15 protein-coding genes are annotated in these 19221 nt (G+C 62.0%); 6 read left to right on the top strand and 9 right to left on the bottom strand.

Annotated features, from left to right (window positions below):
* The first annotated feature begins 101 nt into the window (after nt 1–101).
* Entirely contained in the window at nt 102–1028 is a 927-nt protein-coding gene (locus tag DK870_RS17705; RefSeq protein WP_256679877.1) for a LysR family transcriptional regulator, read from the top strand.
* On the opposite strand, the gene DK870_RS17700 is transcribed toward DK870_RS17705, so the two are convergent.
* The 4 genes from DK870_RS17700 to DK870_RS17685 form a co-directional block, all read right to left on the bottom strand.
* The gene (locus tag DK870_RS17700) at nt 1007–2260 is read right to left on the bottom strand and encodes an OprD family porin (RefSeq protein WP_161549274.1); all 1254 of its coding nucleotides are present in this window, start codon (nt 2258–2260) and stop codon (nt 1007–1009) included. The genes DK870_RS17705 and DK870_RS17700 overlap by 22 nt on opposite strands.
* A gap of 89 nt (nt 2261–2349) precedes the next feature.
* Nucleotides 2350–3654 carry a CitMHS family transporter gene (locus DK870_RS17695; RefSeq protein ID WP_060756880.1) on the bottom strand — a complete coding sequence of 435 codons (1305 nt, stop codon included), beginning with the start codon at nt 3652–3654 and terminating at the stop codon, nt 2350–2352.
* A 129-nt stretch (nt 3655–3783) separates the two neighbouring features.
* Nucleotides 3784–5097: a C4-dicarboxylate transporter DctA gene (dctA, locus tag DK870_RS17690; RefSeq protein ID WP_060756879.1), complete on the bottom strand. Its 1314-nt coding sequence runs from the start codon at nt 5095–5097 to the stop codon at nt 3784–3786.
* A 44-nt stretch (nt 5098–5141) separates the two neighbouring features.
* Nucleotides 5142–6224 (bottom strand): 4-oxalomesaconate tautomerase, encoded by a 1083-nt coding sequence (locus DK870_RS17685; RefSeq protein ID WP_104994276.1) that lies wholly within the window; start codon nt 6222–6224, stop codon nt 5142–5144.
* Between the two features lie 166 nt (nt 6225–6390).
* Between DK870_RS17685 and DK870_RS17680 the strand changes: the two genes are divergently transcribed.
* The 5 genes from DK870_RS17680 to fecE all read left to right on the top strand — a co-directional run bounded on the left by DK870_RS17680 (nt 6391) and on the right by fecE (nt 11083).
* Nucleotides 6391–7281 carry a LysR family transcriptional regulator gene (locus DK870_RS17680; protein ID WP_060756877.1) on the top strand — a complete coding sequence of 297 codons (891 nt, stop codon included), beginning with the start codon at nt 6391–6393 and terminating at the stop codon, nt 7279–7281.
* Between the two features lie 131 nt (nt 7282–7412).
* Complete coding sequence (locus tag DK870_RS17675) at nt 7413–8333, top strand: Fe(3+) dicitrate ABC transporter substrate-binding protein FecB (protein ID WP_161549273.1); 921 nt, start codon at nt 7413–7415, stop codon at nt 8331–8333.
* 2 nt (nt 8334–8335) lie between these two features.
* A complete protein-coding gene (fecC, locus tag DK870_RS17670) occupies nt 8336–9325 on the top strand; it encodes an iron-dicitrate ABC transporter permease FecC (RefSeq protein WP_161549272.1) in 990 nt (329 codons plus the stop codon).
* Nucleotides 9322–10290 (top strand): iron chelate uptake ABC transporter family permease subunit, encoded by a 969-nt coding sequence (locus DK870_RS17665; protein WP_161549271.1) that lies wholly within the window; start codon nt 9322–9324, stop codon nt 10288–10290. Before fecC ends, DK870_RS17665 begins: the two co-directional genes overlap by 4 nt.
* 4 nt (nt 10291–10294) lie before the next feature.
* Nucleotides 10295–11083: a Fe(3+) dicitrate ABC transporter ATP-binding protein FecE gene (gene fecE, locus DK870_RS17660; RefSeq protein ID WP_161549270.1), complete on the top strand. Its 789-nt coding sequence runs from the start codon at nt 10295–10297 to the stop codon at nt 11081–11083.
* Nucleotides 11084–11095: 12 nt separating this feature from the next.
* On the opposite strand, the gene DK870_RS17655 is transcribed toward fecE, so the two are convergent.
* From DK870_RS17655 to DK870_RS17635, 5 genes are all read right to left on the bottom strand, one after another.
* Nucleotides 11096–13612 (bottom strand): fimbria/pilus outer membrane usher protein, encoded by a 2517-nt coding sequence (locus DK870_RS17655; RefSeq protein WP_161549269.1) that lies wholly within the window; start codon nt 13610–13612, stop codon nt 11096–11098.
* An 85-nt stretch (nt 13613–13697) separates the two neighbouring features.
* On the bottom strand, nt 13698–14438 hold the full coding sequence (locus tag DK870_RS17650; protein WP_104994272.1) for a molecular chaperone: 741 nt from the start codon (nt 14436–14438) through the stop codon (nt 13698–13700).
* A gap of 72 nt (nt 14439–14510) precedes the next feature.
* The gene (locus DK870_RS17645; protein WP_104994271.1) at nt 14511–15116 is read right to left on the bottom strand and encodes a fimbrial protein; all 606 of its coding nucleotides are present in this window, start codon (nt 15114–15116) and stop codon (nt 14511–14513) included.
* Nucleotides 15117–15311: 195 nt separating this feature from the next.
* Nucleotides 15312–15959 (bottom strand): response regulator, encoded by a 648-nt coding sequence (locus tag DK870_RS17640; protein ID WP_060756869.1) that lies wholly within the window; start codon nt 15957–15959, stop codon nt 15312–15314.
* 23 nt (nt 15960–15982) lie between these two features.
* Complete coding sequence (locus DK870_RS17635; protein ID WP_161549268.1) at nt 15983–19156, bottom strand: hybrid sensor histidine kinase/response regulator; 3174 nt, start codon at nt 19154–19156, stop codon at nt 15983–15985.
* Between the last annotated feature and the right edge of the window lie 65 nt (nt 19157–19221).

Here is a 19221-nt window from a genome sequence, read left to right as displayed (position 1 = left end):
CGTTTCGAAGGGCGGTAGATATACCGCTGAGGCCACGCCTGAAAAACAGCGACTGTTGCATAATGGCTTTGCATATTTGCAGACCATGGAGGATCAGGGGTATGGCGGTGCAGGCAAATTGGGATGATCTTCGTCTGCTGTTGGCCGTCTCGCGGCGTGGCAGTTTTCTGCAGGCGGGCCAGTTGCTGGGTATCGCGGCGTCCACCGTGTCCCGTCGCCTGACCCAGCTGGAAGCGGCCCTCGGTGAGCCGCTGGTGGAGCGAGGTGTTGAAGGGTGTTGGTTGACTTCGCGTGGCCAATCCCTGGTGGAAGTCGCCCTGGCTGCGGAGGAGGGCTTGCGGCGTCAAACGGCGGTGGACCTGTCCGGGGCGCACACAGCGCTACAGGGCAGTGTCCTGGTCAGTGCCGGTGAAGGGTTTTCTGCCGGTGTGCTGGAGGCCGCACGGCGTTTTACGGCCCTGCATCCGCGCTGCTCCGTGGAGTTACAGGTCACCGCCGAGTTTCACAAGATCGTCCGTGGCGTGGCGGATATCGCGATCCGCACCGTGCACCTGGGCGAGCCATCGCTGATCTATCGGCCCATCGGCAAGCTTGCCTACGGCGTCTTCGCGGATGCCGGCTACCTGAAGCGATCGCCACCGGTGACCCTGGAGACGGCGGTCAATATCGCCTTGCTGCCTCCGCTGGATATGTTGCCGCAAATGCGTGCCGCAAAGGCGGCGGGCCTGGACCGTGCGCAAATCAGCGTGAACTCGTTTGCCGTACAGCTGGAGTCGGTGCGCCAGGGGATGGGTGTGGCTGTCCTGCCGCGTATCCTGGCCAAAGACCTGACCGAGTTGTTCCCCGAGCTAGAACTTCCCGATATGGAGGTTTATCTGGTCACCCGGCCCCAGGCGTTGAAGCAGGCGCAGATCCGATGTTTCTTCGGCATCCTGGAGCAGGTATTGCTCGAGCTTTTTCGTGATTTGCCGCAGCAAAGCGGCCCACCAGGGCCGCGAACATCGACCTACCAGAGCGCGATGTCATAGGTGAGGTAGAGGCGGTTGCTGTCGCGGCCCCGGGAGAATTCAGAGCGATAGACGTAGTTGCGCAGGCGCACCCCCAATCCCTTGAACGTGCCGGCTTGCACCACGTAGGCCAGCTCGGTATCACGCTCCCACTCCTTGACCGTCGTCGTGGACTTGCCGTCGTCGCCGCTCAGGTAGCGTGTCGAGAAGGTCAGGCCGGGCACCCCGGCGGCGGCGAAGTTGTAGCCGTAGCTGAGCATCCAGGTCTTCTCGTCTTCCTCGATGAATTTGCCGATACCGGCGTTGCTGAACGAGTACACGGTTGCGCCGCTGATGTAGGGCAACCCGGCATCCCCGTGTAGGGCCTGATAGCCGCCGCCGAGTGTATGGCCGGCGATGGCGTAGGATAACTGGCCGCTGAGCATGTCATTGTCGATTTTGCCGGCGTAGGCAGAGCCGCTATCAACGCTATTGAAGTAGCGCAGGTCGCTGGTCAGCACGCCACCGGCCAATGGCAGGTCGTACTGGATGCCCGCGAAGTTCTGCCGGTAGAAGTTCTCGAGTTCCCCGTAGAAATAGCTCAAGCGAATGTTTTTACCCCATTTGTACTCGGCCCCGGCGTAGTTGAAATCCCCCGATTTTGCCCCGCTGTAGCCATCCGGCACGATCGGCACGCTGTTGGTGGAGTCGCGTAGTTTGAAGCGGTCCAGGTGCCCGCCGGTGACGCTCAGGTTCTCGATGTCGTTACTGCTCACTTGAGTGCCCTGGTAGGTCTGGGGCAGCAAGCGTGCATCGTTGTAAATCAGCACCGGGGTTTTGGGGAGCAAGGTGCCGTACTTGACGGTGGTTTTGGCGAACCGGGCTTTTGCGGTCGCGCCGGCGCTGGCAAATTCGCCGGCCGCCCGCCCGTCATCGTGCACCGGCATCAGCCCGGTGCCGCTGCGGCCGCGGCCTGAATCGAGCCTTACGCCATACAGCCCCAGGGCATCCACGCCGAAGCCGAGGGTGCCGGCGGTAAACCCGGACTGATAATCCAGCAGGAAGCCCTGGGCCCACTCCGTGCGTTCGCTTTTTGCGGTTCTTGCAGCGCGTGCGCTCATGCCGTGCTCGTCACGAAAGTTCTCGTTGAAATACACATTGCGCAGCTGCAACTTGAGCTTGCTTTCATCAATAAAGCCTTCGGCGTTGGCACCGGTGAAGGGCACCAGGCCCAACGCGCAAAACAGAGCCCGACGGGTATACACAGGGTTCATGGCAACTCTCTCATTGTTGTTATTGGGGTGCAGGGCAGCACGCGCCCCTTGAGCGAGGCGCGTTGGACGGCAGCAGTGGCGGTGGGGTCTCAGATGAACAGGCTGATGGCGCCGGTCAGCAGGGCCAGCGCGGTGACGACTAGGGAGGTCAGCACAGCCCACTTGACGGTGGCTTTCTGGAAGTCACCGATATCGCGATCCACCATGCCCACCAGCAGCAGGGTCGAGGCCACCAATGGGCTCATCAGGTGCACGGGTTGCCCCAGGATCGAGGCGCGTGCGATTTCGACCGGGTCGATGCCATAAGCCGCGGCGGCATTGGCCAGGATCGGCACCACGCCAAAATAGTAGGCGTCATTGGACAGTACGAAGGTCAGCGGCATGCTGGTGATTGCCACCACCAGTGGGAACAGGTGGCCCCAGGACGGCGGGATCCAGTCGACCAGTGTCTGGGCCAGGGCGTCGACCATCTTGGTGCCGGAAAAGATCCCGGCAAAAATCCCGGCGGCGAATACCAGCAGCACCACCGTCATGGCGTTGCCCGAGTGCGCCAGGATGCGTTCTTTCTGAATGTCCAATTGCGGGTAGTTGATCATCAGTGCGAGCACAAAACCGATCAGAAACAGGATCGCAGAGTGCATCAGCCCCATCACCAGGGCCGCCATCACCGCAATCACCAAGGCCAGGTTGACGTACGCCAGCTTCGGGCGCTTGTGCGGCGTGTCCTCAAGAATCGCGTTGATATAGCAATTGCCGCCACCGCTTTGCAGTTGCACGTTACCGATGCGCTTGCGCTCGGCTCGCCCGAGTAGAAAGGCCGTGAACACCACCCACAGGGCGCCGCCGATCATGGTCGGCAGCAACGGCACGAAGTATTCGCCGGCATCCAGGCCCAGCGCGGCGATCGCCCGTGTTGCGGGGCCGCCCCAGGGTGTCATGCCGCTCATGATGCTCAGCGACAGCATGGAGATGGTCGCCAGGATCATCGGGTTCATGCCGATGCGTTTGTACAGGGGCAGCATGGCCGCGCAGGTAATCATGTAGGTCGTGGTGCCGTCGCCGTCGAGTGCCACCAGCAACGACAGCAGGGCGGTGCCCACCGCGATTTTCATCGGGTCTCCATTGACCCGCTTGAGGATCTTGCGGATCAGCGGGTCAAACAGGCCCGCATCGATCATCAGGCCGAAAAACAGGATCGCAAACAGCAGCAAGGCGGCAGACGGTGCGACCATTTTCAGGCCATCGAGCATCATCTTGCCGGTGGTGCCGCCGAAACCGCCGATCACCGCGAAGACGATAGGTACCACGGTGAGCGCGACGATCGGCGACAAGCGCTTCGTCATGATGAGGACGGTGAATACGACCACCATGGCCAAGCCAAGGAAAGCAAGCATAGGACGATTCTCTTGTTGTTATCGTAATAATGGCTGACGCCGAGGCGCACGAGCCCTGGCCCGCCGGGCGGGCAAAGGCGCCTGGCGGGGGAGGGAGTCAAGTCAGGAGGGGCGTTGCCCGGGGGAGTACTAAGCGCGTTTGGGGACTTTCAAGTCTTCCCAGGCTTCTACCGGTGCCGCAGAGGGTTTGGCGTCGAGCATCCGGTGCAGCGTTTCGCGATCGCAGGCATTTTCCGATAGCGACATCACCACCGTCGCGACGGCGTTGCTGGCCAGGCTGGTCAGGGCCCGCGCTTCAGACATGAAGCGGTCGATGCCGATCAGCAACGCCAGGCCGGCCAATGGGATGTCGTGAATGACCGTCAGGGTCGAGGCCAGTGCGACGAACCCGCTGCCGGTGACGCCCGCAGCGCCCTTGGAGGACAGCAGCATGATTGCCAGCATGGTGATGATCTGCGTCAGGCTCAGGTCGATATTGCAGGCCTGGGCAATGAAGATCGCCGCCAGCGACAAGTAGATCGCGGTGCCGTCCAGGTTGAACGAGTAGCCGGTGGGCAATACCAGGCCCACGACGCCTTTTTTGCAACCCAGCGCTTCGAGCTTCTCCAGCATGCGCGGCATGACCGGCTCGGTGGAGGAGGTGCCCAGCACCACCAGGAACTCTTCGCGGCAGTAGCGCAGCAGTTTCCACAGGCTGAAACCGTTGGCGCGGCAAATGCTGCCCAGTACCACGAACACGAAGAAACCGCAGGCGATGTACAAGGTCATGATCAGCTTGGCCAGCGAGCCCAGCGACGTGATGCCGTACTGGCCGACGGTGAACGCCAAGGCACCGAAGGCGCCGATCGGAGCGAAACGCATCAGGTAGGCGAAGATCTTGAACACCATCTGCGAGGCGGCCTCGAGCACATCGAGCACCGGCTTGCCACGCTCGCCCAGTGATGACAAGGCAAAGCCGGACAACACCGCAATAAACAGCACCGGCAGCACTTCACCCTTGCTGAAGGCGCCGATAAACGTCTCCGGGATGATATGCATGAAAAATTCCACCACCCCAAGCTTGGCGGCCGACTCGGTGTATTGGGTCAAGCCTTTGGTGCTCAGTTGGCTGGGATCGATGTTCATGCCCGCGCCCGGCTGGAACACAAATACCGCCACCAGGCCGATCAGCAGGCTGATCACCGTCAAGCCCAGGAACAACAGCAGGGTCTTGCTGAGCAGGCGTCCGAGCGAGCGTTTATCGCTCATCCCGGCGATGCCCGTGACGATGGTGCAGAACACCACGGGCGCAATCATCATCTTGATCAGCTTGATGAATGCATCACCCAGCGGTTTGAGTGCAATGGCTTGCTGAGCCCAGAAATGCCCGACCACGATGCCCAGTACCACGGCGCAGAGAATCTGGAAGTAGAGCGATTTAACAACTTTCATGGCATCACCCATTTTTAGAATTGTGCGGATGCAAAAAATGCCAACGACCGCCGGAATTATCCGGCGAGGCGCTGTGAATCTGTGGCGTAGACGTAGCCGGAAAAAAGCCTGCGCGCAGTACGAACGACGGATGCCTGGATTGTCTCACTGTTAAGCCCGGTGTAGGACAATACGACATCAATCCCGCCGCTGGGGTGCTCGATACGCACCGCTTGAGGGCGCGGCGTACTGATCCCGCCGAGCATCTGCGCAACGATGCTGCCTTCTATCACGCACGCGGTGGCCAAGCCAATCGAGCCGGTAATGGCCAGGGCCCGGTGGCAGTTGTGCGGCATGAAATAGCGAACCTGGATCGTACCGCCGGCTTTGGCAGGCGAGACCAGTACCGGCTTGGGAATCACTTTGTGGCTGACATCGCCCAGGCCCATGGCCTTGCCGGCCTGCAGCCGCAATGACTCAAGCCGCCGCAGGAAGTCTTTGTCGGCGTCCAGTTCCGCCGGGCTTTCATCACCGCGCTTGCCCAGTTGGCCAGCCTCGATCAGCACCATCGGCATCGCCATATCGATGCAGGTGACGGCAATACCGTCGATCACATCCTGCGTGTTGCCGGTGGGGAAGAGCTTGCCAGTCTTGCTGCCGGCCGCATCGAGGAACGTCAGTTGCACCGGTGCTGCGGTGCCCGGCACGCCGTCGATGGCGGTGTCGCCCTCGTAACTGACGTTGCCATCCGGTGTGTACACCTGCGAATGGATAAGGGTCCCGGTGTTCACATTGCGAATACGTACCCGGGTACGCCCTGGCGTGCCTTTGACCAGGCCCTGTTCGATGGCGAAAGGGCCGACGGCGCACAGCATGTTGCCGCAGTTGGGTGCGCTGTCGACGCGGCGTTGCGAAACCATGACTTGAACGAACAGGTAGTCAACGTCCGCATCGGGATGCAGTGAGGGGCTGACAATCGCGACCTTGCTGGTTTGCGGGCTGCCGCCACCAATGCCATCGATCTCCAGCTCGTGGCCGGAACCCATCAGGTTGAGCAGCAGCTCGTCACGGGCCTCAATCGCTGCCGGCAAATCCCAGGCTAGAAATACCGGGCCTTTGGAGGTGCCACCACGCATCAGCACACAGGGAATTCTTTGCATGATACTGACTCTTGTTGATCAATCGAGTTAATTGATGCTCTGCGAACAAGAGTCTCAAGCTTTAAAAGATCTATCAAATGCAAAAATTGACGAGATTGTTGCGTTTTACGAATGATAAATTTACGCTGGATGTTCTTTTCAAACCTTGCAGCGGATGAGGCATAACGTGGACTATGAGCTTAACGACATTCGATCTTTCGTGAAGATCGCCGAACTTGGCAGTTTTCACGAAGCTGCCGATGCCCTGCACCTGTCTCAGCCCGCACTCAGCCGCCGGATCAAAAAACTTGAAGAGGGCTTGGGCACCGCGTTGCTCGATCGCACCACGCGCAAGGTCAGCCTCACCAGCGTCGGCCGCGATTTTCTGCCCAAGGCACGCCGCCTGCTGGACGACTTCGACGAGTCCATTCTCAATATCCGTGAACTCGCCGAACGCCAGATCGGCCGGGTCACCCTGGCGTGCATCCCGACGGCGGCGTTCTATTTCCTGCCCTCGGTGATTCGTCTGTACAACGAACGCTACCCCAAAATCCGCATCCGCCTGCTGGACTTGAGTGCCAACGAGGGGCTTGAAGCGGTCCTGCGTGGGGAAGCTGATTTCGGTATCAACATGATGAGTGGGCAGCACCCGGACATCGAGTTCGTGCCCTTGGTCAGCGAACCGTTTGTGTTGGCCTGCCGGCGTGATCATGAGTTGGCCAAGCGCAGTGCGGTCACCTGGTCTGAACTGAGCGATTACCGCCTGATCGGCGTCGGGCGCCTGAGCGGCAACCGCATGCTGCTCGATCATGCCTTGTCTGGCTTGAGCTGGCGGCCGCAGTGGTTCTACGAAGTCCAGCATCTCTCGACCTCGCTGGGCCTGGTGGAGGCTGGGTTGGGGGTGTCGGCGATGCCGAGCCTGGCCATGCCGGCCGAGGACCATCCCACCTTGGTCAGCGTCCCGTTGATCGAGCCGGTGGTGAACCGCTCGTTGGGTCTGGTCTACCGCCGTGGGGCATCGCTTTCGCCGGCGGCGGAAAAATTCGTGTCGATATTGCTTGAGCAATGGCCGCAATAAGCCATTGACCGTCTGGTCGGCCGGCGTGGTGTTAATAAGAATGTTTTTTGATTGCACCGCGCCGTTGTGGAATAGTACCCGCCGTTTTCCCCGGCCTGCCTGGGCGGGGTGTGTCAACGCCGAGGTGCTTCATGCGATTACTGCGCTCCATTGCGACCCTTGCCGCCTGTCTCCTGGCGTTCTCTTCAAGCGTGTTATGCGCCGCTCCCATCGACCTCAATGACGGCCAGCACGCCGTGCATCTGCCGGATGCGCCCAAGCGCGTGGTGGTACTGGAGTTTTCCTTTCTCGACAGCCTGGCGGCAGTCGACGTCACGCCTGTCGGGGCGGCGGATGATGGCGACGCCAACCGCGTGTTGCCCAAGGTGCGCCAGGCGATCGGCCAGTGGACGTCCGTGGGCTTGCGCTCGCAGCCGAGCATCGAGGAAATCGCCAGGCTCAAGCCTGACCTGATCGTCGCCGACCTGAACCGCCACCAGGCGCTGTATAGCGACCTCTCCAGTATCGCACCGACCTTGCTGCTGCCCTCGCGCGGTGAGGATTACCAGGGCAGCCTCAAGTCCGCCGAACTGATCGGCAAGGCGTTGGGCAAGAGCCCGCAGATGGAGGCGCGTATCGCGCAAAACCGTGAGCACCTGAAGGCGATTGCACAGCAGATCCCCGCAGGTGCCAGTGTGCTGTTCGGCGTTGCGCGTGAAGACAGTTTTTCCGTGCACGGCCCGGACTCCTATGCCGGCAGCGTATTGCAAGCCATCGGCCTGAAAGTGCCGTCGGTACGTGCCAAGGCGGCGCCGACGGAGTTTGTCAGCCTGGAGCAACTGCTGGCGCTGGATCCGGGCTGGTTGCTGGTCGGCCATTACCGCCGCCCGAGCATCGTCGACGCCTGGAGCAAGCAACCGCTGTGGCAGGTGCTTGGCGCGGTGCGCAACCAGCATGTGGCTGAAGTGGACGGTGACAGTTGGGCGCGCAATCGAGGGGTATTGGCCTCCGAGCAAATCGCCGAAGACGCCCTGGCGATTCTCAAGGGCGGCAAAGCCGTACTGAGCCAATAACCGTGCAGCGCAGTTTAGCCGCCGCCGGCATCGTGCTGTTGGGAGGCGGGTTGTTCTGGCTTTCGCTGTATAGCTGGTCGCCGTTTGTGATCACCCCGGCGGATGCGTGGAATGGCCTGGTGCACCAAGGTCACTCGGGCGGCAACATGGCTTATATCGTCGCCCAGCTGCGGGTGCCGCGTGCGGTGTGCGCGGCGTTGGTGGGCGCCTGCCTGGGCCTGGCGGGGGCATTGATGCAAGGCATCACGCGTAACCGCCTGGCCTCGCCGTCTCTGTTCGGCGTAACCGCCGGGGCGGCGCTGGGCCTGGCGTTGTTTTCCACCGGCCTGGTGGCGCTGCCCTTTGCCGGTGGCGCCTTGTTGATGACGTGCGTGGGGGGCGCGCTGGCCTGGGTCACGGTGTTCAGCCTCGGCGGCGCCTGGTCGCCCACCACGTCCCAAGGGCGCCTGGTGTTGGCCGGAGTGGCCGTGGCGGCGTTATGCGCGGCGTTGACGCGGCTCACGGTGATTCTGGTCGAGGCCCAGGCGCAAAGTGTCCTCAACTGGCTGGCCGGCTCCCTGGCCAACGTGGGCGCCGCGCAGGTGCAACTGCTCTGGCCCTGCACCCTGGTCGGCGGTCTGTGGGCGTTGTGGTGCGCGCCGCGCTTGAACTTGATCAACCTGGGCGAGGAGGCCGCCCGCTCGTTGGGCGTGGGCATCGCCAGCCTGCGCCTGCAGGTCTTCGTCGCCAGTCTGTTGTTGGTGGGCGCCAGTGTCTGTGCCGTCGGCCCCATCGGGTTCGTCGGGCTGATTGCGCCCAATATCGTGCGGCAGTTTCTCGGTAACGACTATCGCTGGCTGATCCCGCTGAGTGCCGCCTTGGGCGCCGTGATTGTGCTCGGCGCCGACCTGCTCAGCCGCGCCGTGGCGTTCCCCGTGGAAACCCCCGCCGGGGTCGTCACCGCCTTGATCGGTGCGCCATTCTTTCTCTTTCTCGCCAGGCGCGCCTTATGACTCGGCCACGCTTTCGCCTTTGGCTGCTGGCGGGCCTGTTGCTGCTGGTGACGTTTGTCAGCCTCAGCGCCGGCACCCTGTGGCTCACGCCCGAAACGGTAGTGGAGCGCCTGTTGGCCCACGACGCCGTCGATTTTGAAGTGTGGAACCACCGCCTGCCGCGCAGCCTGATCGCGATCTTTGCCGGCTGCGCTTTCGGCCTGGCAGGCGCGATAGTGCAGGGTGTGATACGCAACCCGCTGGCCTCGCCGGAGATTCTCGGGGTGACCCAGGGCGCAGGGTTGGCGCTCACCGTGGCGATCATCACCTGGCCGCAATTGCCGATTGCCTGGCTGCCACTGGTGGCGTGCCTGGGTGGAGCGGCCGGGGCTTTGCTGTTGGCGTTGTACAACAGCGGGGTGAGTTTTTCCGGGGTGCGCTTTGCGCTGTCCGGGGTGGCGATTGCGGTGACCCTGTCCAGCATTACCGAGTTCCTGATCCTGTCCCACCCGCTGGATATCAACACCGCATTGCTCGCGCTCACCGGCAGCCTGTGGAGCCGCAACTGGCACCATGTGGGGTTGGTGCTGCCATTTCTCGTTTTGATCCCACTGGGGTTGTGCCTGGCCAAGCCACTGAACCTGATCGCGCTCGGTGATGAGGCGGCGCATAGCCTGGGCACCGCGTTGAACCGCACGCGCGGGTGGGCGATGGCCTGCGCAGTGATGCTCACCAGCCTGGGCGTCGGCGTGATCGGGCCGATCGGTTTCATTGGGCTGGTGGCGCCGCATATGGCGCGGCGCCTGGTGGGCGGGCATCACCACTACCTGATGCCGGCGGCGATGTTGATCGGCGCGTTGCTGCTGGTGCTCGCCGATACCCTCGGGCGCACCTTGATCGCACCCAGCGAGATCCCGGCAGGGGTGCTCACGGCGGTGATCGGCGCGCCCTATTTTCTTTGGTTACTGGCACGCTTCAAGGGCTGATGACATGAGTATTCTGAAGGCACACCAGCTCGATATCGGTTATGGCGCAACGCGCATCGTGCAGGGCTTGTCGTTCGCGCCGCCGACGGGCAAGGTCACGGCGTTGATCGGTCCTAACGGCTGCGGCAAGTCCACCTTGCTCAAAGCCTTCGCGCGTATCCTCAAGCCAACCCAGGGCGAACTGACCCTGGAGGGGCAGCCCTATGCCAGCTTGTCCGCGCGGCAACTGGCGCGGCAGATCGCGTTCCTGCCACAGGTGTTGCCCGTGCCGGAGGGGCTCAGCGTGCGCCAGTTGGTTGCCTATGGTCGCAGCCCACATAACTCGCTGTGGGGGCGCCTGAGCGGCAATGACCAGTCCCACGTGACCCAGGCCCTGCAGCGCCTGGAGCTGGACACCCTGGCCGAGCGTGCCTTGGCCGACTTGTCGGGCGGCCAACGCCAACGCGCCTGGCTGGCGATGGTGCTGGCACAGAATGCGCCGGTGGTGCTGCTCGACGAACCCACCACCTATCTCGACATCAGCCATCAAGTCGAACTGCTGGACTTGATGGGCGAACTGGCTGCCGAAGGCAAGACCGTCATCACCGTGCTGCACGACATCAACCAGGCCTGTCGCTACGCCGATCACCTGGCGGTGATGCACGGCGGCAGGTTGGTGGCCGATGGCGCGCCAGCGGCGGTAATCAGTGCCGAGTTGATGCACCAGGTGTTCGATGTGCATGTGCAGATCATCAATGAGCCGGTGGCAGGTACACCCATGTGCGTGGTGCAGAGGAGCGCACGCACGCATTGATGCTCGGCCCCCTCAACCGGCCGGGGGCTTGCACACCAGCGCCTGGCGCTCATAGTTCAGCGCCTTGTTCTGCGGTGGCAGCGCGTAGCTCGCAGTGCATTGCTGTTCACCCCACTTGATGATCAAGGTGCCGTGATCCTGCTCCACCAATGCCAGGGCGTTGCCGTTCGGATCGGCGATCGCCAGTTGCTTGCCTTGGGTATCTTCCAGTGACGCGCCAAACGCCAGCGGTTGGTGCTGGGCATCGAACAACTCGAACAGTACTCGCCGTCCGGTGGTGCCGCTGTAATGCGCCACGACGATGGCGCCACGGCGCGGCACCAATTGTTGCGTGGCATTGCTGATTTCGACATCGCCACCCAGGTTCCGGGTGTCCAGGCTCACCCAGTTCACCCGGTAGGGTTGGGCCGTGGGGATCACCGCATAGCCGTTGTAGCCGGTTTCGACGCCGCTGTAGCTGCCGATTTTTGCCCCGCTGATACCGGGCACTTCGGCCAGCGCGAAGGTTTCACTGACGGTCTGCCCCAGGTTGATCCCGCCCGCGTGGGCCACCACGGAGCCTGCGAGGTTGAGGTTCTGCGAGTTGTAGCCCTGGCCCTGGCTGTAACCCAGGCTGACGTCCGCTACCGAGGTCCGGCTGTTGATGTTCACCGAGCCCGAATCGCCGCTGGTGTCGCTGTGGCCGGCTTGCACCGAATAAAAGGTGTCGCTGGTGTCGGCGACGTAGCCGTTGATACCGGCTTGGGTGGTGGTGTCGCCGCGGTTGCTGCTGGTGGTGACGAACGCTCGTGGCGCACGCGGCTGGCTGCCCAGCGGGAAGGAGATGGACAGGTTCACTTGGGTGTCATCGCTGGGTTCGCCCCAGGTGACGATTTGCTTGGTACGCGTGACGCCGAGGTTGTAAGTCACATCGCCCCAGTTGCTGGTATAGCCGGCGGAAAAACTCTGGGAGCCGCCACGGTTCCAATAACGCTGATCGCTGGCGTTCACGTAGAGGCTGCCGTATTCACGATGACGCCCGAGGCTTTGGTTGATCGTCAGGTCGGTACGGGTCTTGGAGTGGCCGGTGCGTACACGCGCGCCTTCGCTGATGTCTTCGACGTGGTCGGTGAAACTGCGGTAGCCCTCGGTGGAGTAGCGGTAGGCTGCCAAGGTGAAGTTGGTGTCGGTGCCGGCAAAGGTCTTGGCATACAGCGCACGCACGCTGTTGCCCTGGGTGGTTTGCCCCCGGGCCTTGCTCGATGAGTGCGTGACATCCAGCGATACCGCACCCAGTGCGGTATTTTTACCGGCTCCCAGAGACAGCGCGTTATACGCCTCGCTGGCTTGTACACCGACGATGCCGCTCAGGCTGCTGGTCAAGCCATACGCCACGGTGCTGCTGACAAATCGGGGGCTCGCCAGGCCCTCGGCATTGCTCTTGAATGTGCCCGCCGAGACGCTGTACTTGACCTGGCCTTCACGCACCATGATCGGCAGGCTGGAAAACGCCTGCATCGTCACGCGGCGGCTGCCGTCGGCTTCGATCACGGTGATTTGTAAATCACCGTTGGAGCCGCTGGGGTAGATGTCGTTGATCTCGAACGGGCCTGGCGCTACGTTGGCGGTGTAGAGGATGTAGTCGTTCTGGCGGATTTCCACGGTCGCGTTGGTCTGGGCCACGCCACGGATCACCGGCGCATAGCCGCGCTCGCTGTCGGCGCGCATGCCTTCATCCGAGGCCAGTTTCACGCCGCGATAGCGCACGCTGTCGAACAGGTCGGTATCGGAGAAGATCTCACCGGCGCTGAACTGGCCTTTGATCGCCGTCACGTCATGCTGCACATAGGTACGGTTGCTGGTGAAGGTGTTCGAGCGCGCGGTGCCACCACTGAAATTCGACTCGTTGCGCAGGCGCCAGGCACCCAGGTTGATGCCGTTGCGCAAGCCCAGGTTATGGTTGACGCGGGTTTGATAGTCGCCGGCCGTGCGGCTGCTGTTGAGTTGGTAGTTGATGAACGCCGCCGGCACGCCGTCATCCCATAACTGCGGGTCGACATAGCCACGCAGGCCACGTTGCATAGCTATTTGTGGAATGCTCGCCATCAGGCGCAGGCGGCTGCTGTCGTACCGCACGCTGGCGTCTTCGATCAACTGCGCCAGTGAGTAGCAGGGCGCGGGATGTTCAGGGTCGATTTTGCCTTGAGCCTGCAGGCGAGCCATGTCGATTCCCAGTTGCTTGAGCAGGTCGAGGGTCAGGCAGGCTTCGACCTGGCCGTTTTGCGGGTTGCGCAGGAAGTCGATATCACGCCGCCCGACCAGCACTTCGTTGCTGAACAGGTCCACCCGGTAATTGCCCGGAAGCACACTGTTGGCCGCGAGCAATTGCTGCAGGTCGACCGCCTGCCCACCTTGTAAAAACGTGGTATTGAAGGCTTCGGTGGCCTCATCGGCCATCACCCAGGCCGGCAAGCTGGCGGCGATCGCCAACGACAGTGTCTTGAATTTCAGTGCGCAACGCACGGGCCTGTTGCTGGAAAGAGAAGACATGCGAAGACCTTTGACGTCCCCCGGCAGCGAACAGGCAGGCACGCAAATGCGCACCCGGCATTCGCCTGGGGGTTAGAGAACAGGCTTAAGGGGCCAGTCGTGATTCAGTGGCGTGTGCAGGGGCCGAAACGCCGCTTGAAAGGGCCGTGGTGTAGTGATTCTGCGCGCCGTAGTCATTGATGCTGTAGAACGACAATTGCACCGGGCCGCTGGTGGGCAGGGCACCGAGCGCAAATTGCTTGTGCTCGCCGGGCGCGATCATGGTGGAGTCGCTCGCCAGTTGCGCCTGCACTTTGATGTCGGCCATCGACACGTGATACAGCGTCGGGTTTTTCACGCTCAGCAGCGTCTGCGCGCCTTGTCGGACCAATGTCCATTCAAGCTGTGCCGGGGCTTGCAAGGCACTGCCGGGCAGCCCGGCAGGCCGGTAAAAAATCTTGATGCGTTGGCGGATGGCCAACTGCAAGGTGTTCTCGGCCTCACTGGCCTTGGGGATTTCCTGGACGTTGAGCCACACCACCGACTCGCGGTCCGTGGGCATACCGGTGCCTTCATACAGCACGCGCAGCAGTTGCTGTTCCTTGGCAAACACGCGGGCCAGGGGCGGCGTGACCGCAAAGGGCGCACGGCTGGCGCCGGCGTCATTCATGTCGACCCAGGATTGCACCAATACATCCTGGTTACCGTTACGCACAGTGATGTTGGCTTCCTTGTGGTCGCCATCGAAGACGATGCGGGTGGCGTTCAGTGAAATGCTGGCGCCGGCCTGGGTCGCCATAAGCATGCCCAGCAGCCCCAGGCATGCGGCAATCGAACGAGGCAGCATGAGGTTTATCCAGTGTGATCAGAAGGAATGGCGAGGCCGCGGGGCCTCGCACGTCGGGTGCCAGAGCGCCGATTATTCGTATTGCAGGATGAACGGCAGGGTCGCATCACCACGACCGGCAACCGCCGAGCCGGCGGCTGCGGTGGTCACGTAGGCGGCTGCGAAGCTCAAGGTGGCGTCGCCGCCTTCGGTACCCTGGCCGTGAATGGTGCTTTCAATGCGCGCCGTGGACGGCGAGCTGAGGTCGATCAGCGCGCCGTTGCTGTCGAGCAGGGCGATACCGACGTTTTTCGCCGAAGCGGAGCCGGCGTTCAGCGCCAGGACTTTCTTGCCGGTGACCAGGCCCGAACCGCCGTTGTTGGCGTCAAAGATCATCGCGACCTTGGTGCCTGCGTTGCAGTTGACGTTCAGGTTGAAGTCTTTGGCGGTCACGCGACCGGCAGCCGGGTTTTCTGCGGTGCCCATGTCCTTGATCGAAACGTTGCCCATGTCGACCGAAATGGTGCGGTCGGAGTTGGCGCCGTCCACCGAGCATGCATCGTTGTTGATCACGCCGGTGAAGGTGATTTTGCCGCTGCCACCCAGGGTTGGAGTGGGGGTTACCGGGTCTGCGGCGAATGCACTGCCGGAAGCGGCGATAATGGCCGAGGCGATAACAGCCAGGGAAAACTTCTTCATGATGATGTCCGTAAGTGTTAGTTGGAAAATGCTGTTGTTGAACTGCCCGCAAAGAGTAAGGGGCAGTGGCAGGCGGGCAAATAAGACGATTCTTATAAGTGGCACGAGGGGCGGCAAGGTTGCGCGGGTTGAACAGCTTTTAGGCCTGTAAATAAAGGGCAAAGCCATTATCCAGGAATGGCTTGCAAGTGCTTGTTAGTTGAAAATGTTGCGGGCCAGGCAATAAGCCAACAAGTCTTGGTCGCTGCTCACTTCAAGTTTGCGCATGGCTGAAATCTTTTGCGCGCTGATGGTTTTGGAACTTCGGTTCTGGCAGCGTGCAATATCACTCACGCTCATGCCGGCAATAAATAAGCGCAAGATTTCGAACTCTTTGGGTGACAACGTGGAAACGCGCTCGTCGATCGCCGTCAGCGTCTCGATCACCGAGGTCTTCGGCGGCTCCAGGCTGTGATAGGCGCCTTGTTGCGCAATGGCTTTGAGCGCCAGTTGAATCTCGGTGTGCAATTGGCTTTTCTGGATGATGCCGACCACGCCCAGTTCCTGCAGGCGGGTGAGGATCAGGTGATTGGAAATCATCGTCAGGATCAGAATCTGCACCTGCGGGAAATGCCGTTTCAGGTACTCCACCAGTTTCAGCCCGTCACCGTAGGGCGAGTCGCCCGGCATGTTGTAGTCGGTGATCACGATGTCGACCACCTGGCGTTGCAGCAACTCGATCAAGCCCGCCGAACAGACAGCCTCGCCCACGACCGCAAAGCGCGTATCACGCTCCACCAGTTCGCGTACACCGAGCAGCACGATCGGGTGATCGTCCGCGATAACCACGTTGAATGTTTTCATAAGGGGCTGTCCGTAGTGCCAGTTCAAGTGAGTGAAGTGTGCCCAGGCTGGAGCGTCTCCAGGATGGCCGACATTCGCTGCATGACCGCCTTCACGTTGAGTACCAGTGCGGTATTGAGGCTGCTGCTGTTGAGTGCGCTTTCCAGTTCGATGCAGGCCTGGGACAACGCCAGTGCCTGCACCGCGCCCAGGGCACCGGCGACTGAATGCAGGCGCTGCCCGAGGCTGTGCGCATCACGTTGCTCAAGGGCTGCGCCGATCTGCTGCAGGTCTTGGCGCAACGTGCTGATGAACAGGGGGCGCATCGTGTCCGACAGTTGCACGCGGTCATCGAAAACCGCGACGGCGCGCTCCGGCGGCGGCTTGGCCTGGCAAAACTTGATCAACTGCGCACGCAAGGTTTGCAGGCTCAAGGGTTTAACGATCCAGGCGTTCATGCCCACCGCCAGGCAGCGCACGCCTTCTTCGCGCATTGCGTTGGCGGTCACGCCGATGATCGGCAGCTGCGGATCATGCTCGCGCAGCTTCCTGGCCAGTTCATAACCGTTCATCAACGGCATATTCACATCGGTCAGTACCAGGTCGAAGACCTGCGGTTGCCACAGCTGCAACGCCTGCTCACCGTTGACGGCCAGGGTCACCGAGCAACCCAGCGCCTCTAGCTGTTCCTTGATGATCGCCTGGTTGACCGGGTTGTCCTCGGCGACCAGGATGCGCAACCCCAAATGACCGGCGCTGCGCGGCTGTGCCGCTGCGGGTTGCTCATACTTGCCGTGCTGCGCCAGTGACACGGTGGCGGCGAGGGTGCGTACATCATGCAAATCGACTACCCAGCCTTGCGCCGTATGCAGTGGCGGGCTGTGCGCGCCCGGCAGGCAGAGTACACGTGGGCCGGTCCAGGGGCAGGGGGGCTCGCTGGGCAGCAGGTCGACCAGCACCGCGTGGCGGCTGTCTTTTTCCTGGATGGCCGCCGCCAGGTCGGCCGCAATGCCCAGGCGATTGAGCCAGTCACTCATCGACTGTGCCAGTTCGCGCACCGGTGCCTGCACGTACACCGGCGTGGGGCTCGGTTCGATCACTGGCGGGTGGGTCAGTGCCCCGCTGCACAAGGGCAGGCGGATTTTCAGCGTAAAACTGCTACCCAGGCCCGGCTCGCTGACCAGCCTGATTTCACCGCCCATCATCTGCGCCAGCCACCGGCATATCGGCAGCCCCAGGCCGGCGCCACCTTCGCTGGCCGTATCCGGTGCCTGGTAGAACAGGTCGAACAGCTTGGCCTGCTGTGCCTCGGGGATGCCGACGCCGGAGTCGGTGACTTGCCATTCCAGATCGACGCTGTCGCTGTCGCGCCCGATCACCCTGGCACGAATGACCACACGGCCGGTGTCGGTGAACTTGATGGCGTTGCTCACCAGGTTGTTGAGGATCTGGCGGATGCGCATCGGGTCGCCCATTACGCAGTCAGGCAACTGCGGGTCGATGCAGCTGTAGAGCTGCAAGCCCTTGCGCTGGGCGAACGCGGTGTAGGTGTGCAGCGTGTCTTCGAGTATGTCCAGGGGGCAGAAGTCCATGGCTTCTATCGCCATTTGCCCGGACTCGATCTTCGAGACATCCAGCACATCGCTGATCAGTTGGAATAGCGTGGCTGACGAGCGCTGGATGGTGTGCAGGTAGGTTTGCTGGTGCGGGTCCAGGTCGGTCAGGCCGAGTAACTCAAGGGTGCCTAGCACGCCATACAACGGCGTGCGGATTTCATGACTCATGGTTGCCAGGAACAGCGTCTTGGCTTCGTTGGCGGTGTCGGCGGCGTGACGTGCCTCCTCCAATGATTGCGCATCTTCGATGTGCCGGGTGATGTCGTTGAACGCGTACAAACGCACGTCCTCGGCCTGATAGCGGGTCGACACGAAGCCGATTTGCAGGTGCCGGCCTTCGATCTCCAGATGCGTCTCGCCATGCTCGGCAGGGTCATGTTGACCGGCCATGGCCGCCACCAGGCGGGCAGTGCCTGGCCATTGCTGGGCGCGCTGGTTTTCGATCAGTACCTTGCCGTCGCTGCGCCGCACCACGCACAGCCCGGTGGGGGCGGTGTCGATGATGACGCGGCTGAACGCCATGCTTTCGGCAATGCGTTCATGGGCCAGACGCGCTGGCGCGATGACCTGGCGTCGATACCAACGGCTGCCGGCCCAACCCAGGGTGATCAGGCTGGCCAGCAGCAGCGCCAGGGTACTCAGCGGCCATACGGCGGAGTGGAAGAAGTGCGAGTAGTTCAGGCCATAGACCGCGCTCCACGGCTGGTCGCCTGCGTGGGTGATCTTGAATTGAAAGCCATTGGCGGTGAAATGCACGCCATCACTGAGTGACGCCGGCGGCGGAGGCCCGATCAACCGCTCGCCGTCCGGCGCAATCAGCGTGAAGCGATCAAACGCCGAGTGATCGAGGGCACGCTGTACGTCGTCGACCTGCGACAGATCGAGCAAGGTGCCGACTACCGTCTGGCCCTGGCCTTCGAGTGGCAGGCCGATATAGGCCAGCAAGTGTTCGGGCTCGGGTCCGGTGTGCCAATACACGCGATCCTGCTCGAGCGGTTGCGGCGTTTGTGTGAGGATCTGTTGCACCGCATTGACCAACGTCACCAGATTGCCGGTTTCCTCGGTGCCTTCCCTTCGCTGGTAGCCCACCGACGGAATGGTGATGGTGTAGTTCGTCTGGCGATTGGACAGAAAGGTTTGCGGCGCCTCGTACGGCGACGAGGACCAGAAAGCGCTGTAGTAGCTGGTCAGGTGCGCGCCCAAGGCAAAAATCGCCGGCCTGGCGGCGACACCCACCTGCTGCTCATCGAACTTGACGCTGAACGGCACCGAAAACGAATACTTCTGGCCTTCGTACAGCGTGCGGCGATTGTCGACCATACGGCTTTTCAGGCTGACCTGGACGTGGGTGGCGCGTAGCAGTTCGGCCTGGATGCCCGGATGGGTCAGGCTCTTGAGGTAGGTTTGCTGCTCCGCGAGGTTTTCCATCAGGCGCGTGAAGTGAAAGCGCGTCGCGCCGTAGCGGGTTTCGATGCCTCGTTGCAGTGACCAGTAATTGGTGAGGACCAGCAGCAACGCGATTCCAATCAGTACCATCAGGCCTTTGTTCAGGCGCGCAGAGCTACGGGTAAAGGCTTCGAGGATCGCGTTGTTGTGCTTCATCAGGAGGGTCCACAGGCGCAGGATAGATCGGCACTGGAGGGCGCTTGCTCTTTAATAAAGCGCAA

Origin of the sequence: Pseudomonas sp. Q1 (assembly GCF_009935975.1) — a bacterium.
GTDB lineage: Bacteria > Pseudomonadota > Gammaproteobacteria > Pseudomonadales > Pseudomonadaceae > Aquipseudomonas > Aquipseudomonas palleroniana.
This window is presented reverse-complemented; position numbering and strand designations above follow the sequence as displayed.

Bases quoted from the DNA above. Each gene is read 5' to 3' on its own strand.
- DK870_RS17705 (WP_256679877.1), top strand. From the start codon at position 102: ATGGCGGTGCAGGCAAATTGGGATGATCTTCGTCTGCTGTTGGCCGTC.
- DK870_RS17700 (WP_161549274.1), bottom strand. From the start codon at position 2,260: ATGAACCCTGTGTATACCCGTCGGGCTCTGTTTTGCGCGTTGGGCCTG.
- DK870_RS17695 (WP_060756880.1), bottom strand. From the start codon at position 3,654: ATGCTTGCTTTCCTTGGCTTGGCCATGGTGGTCGTATTCACCGTCCTC.
- dctA (WP_060756879.1), bottom strand. From the start codon at position 5,097: ATGGGTGATGCCATGAAAGTTGTTAAATCGCTCTACTTCCAGATTCTC.
- DK870_RS17685 (WP_104994276.1), bottom strand. From the start codon at position 6,224: ATGCAAAGAATTCCCTGTGTGCTGATGCGTGGTGGCACCTCCAAAGGC.
- DK870_RS17675 (WP_161549273.1), top strand. From the start codon at position 7,413: ATGCGATTACTGCGCTCCATTGCGACCCTTGCCGCCTGTCTCCTGGCG.
- DK870_RS17665 (WP_161549271.1), top strand. From the start codon at position 9,322: ATGACTCGGCCACGCTTTCGCCTTTGGCTGCTGGCGGGCCTGTTGCTG.
- fecE (WP_161549270.1), top strand. From the start codon at position 10,295: ATGAGTATTCTGAAGGCACACCAGCTCGATATCGGTTATGGCGCAACG.
- DK870_RS17655 (WP_161549269.1), bottom strand. From the start codon at position 13,612: ATGTCTTCTCTTTCCAGCAACAGGCCCGTGCGTTGCGCACTGAAATTC.
- DK870_RS17650 (WP_104994272.1), bottom strand. From the start codon at position 14,438: ATGCTGCCTCGTTCGATTGCCGCATGCCTGGGGCTGCTGGGCATGCTT.
- DK870_RS17645 (WP_104994271.1), bottom strand. From the start codon at position 15,116: ATGAAGAAGTTTTCCCTGGCTGTTATCGCCTCGGCCATTATCGCCGCT.
- DK870_RS17640 (WP_060756869.1), bottom strand. From the start codon at position 15,959: ATGAAAACATTCAACGTGGTTATCGCGGACGATCACCCGATCGTGCTG.
- DK870_RS17635 (WP_161549268.1), bottom strand. From the start codon at position 19,156: ATGAAGCACAACAACGCGATCCTCGAAGCCTTTACCCGTAGCTCTGCG.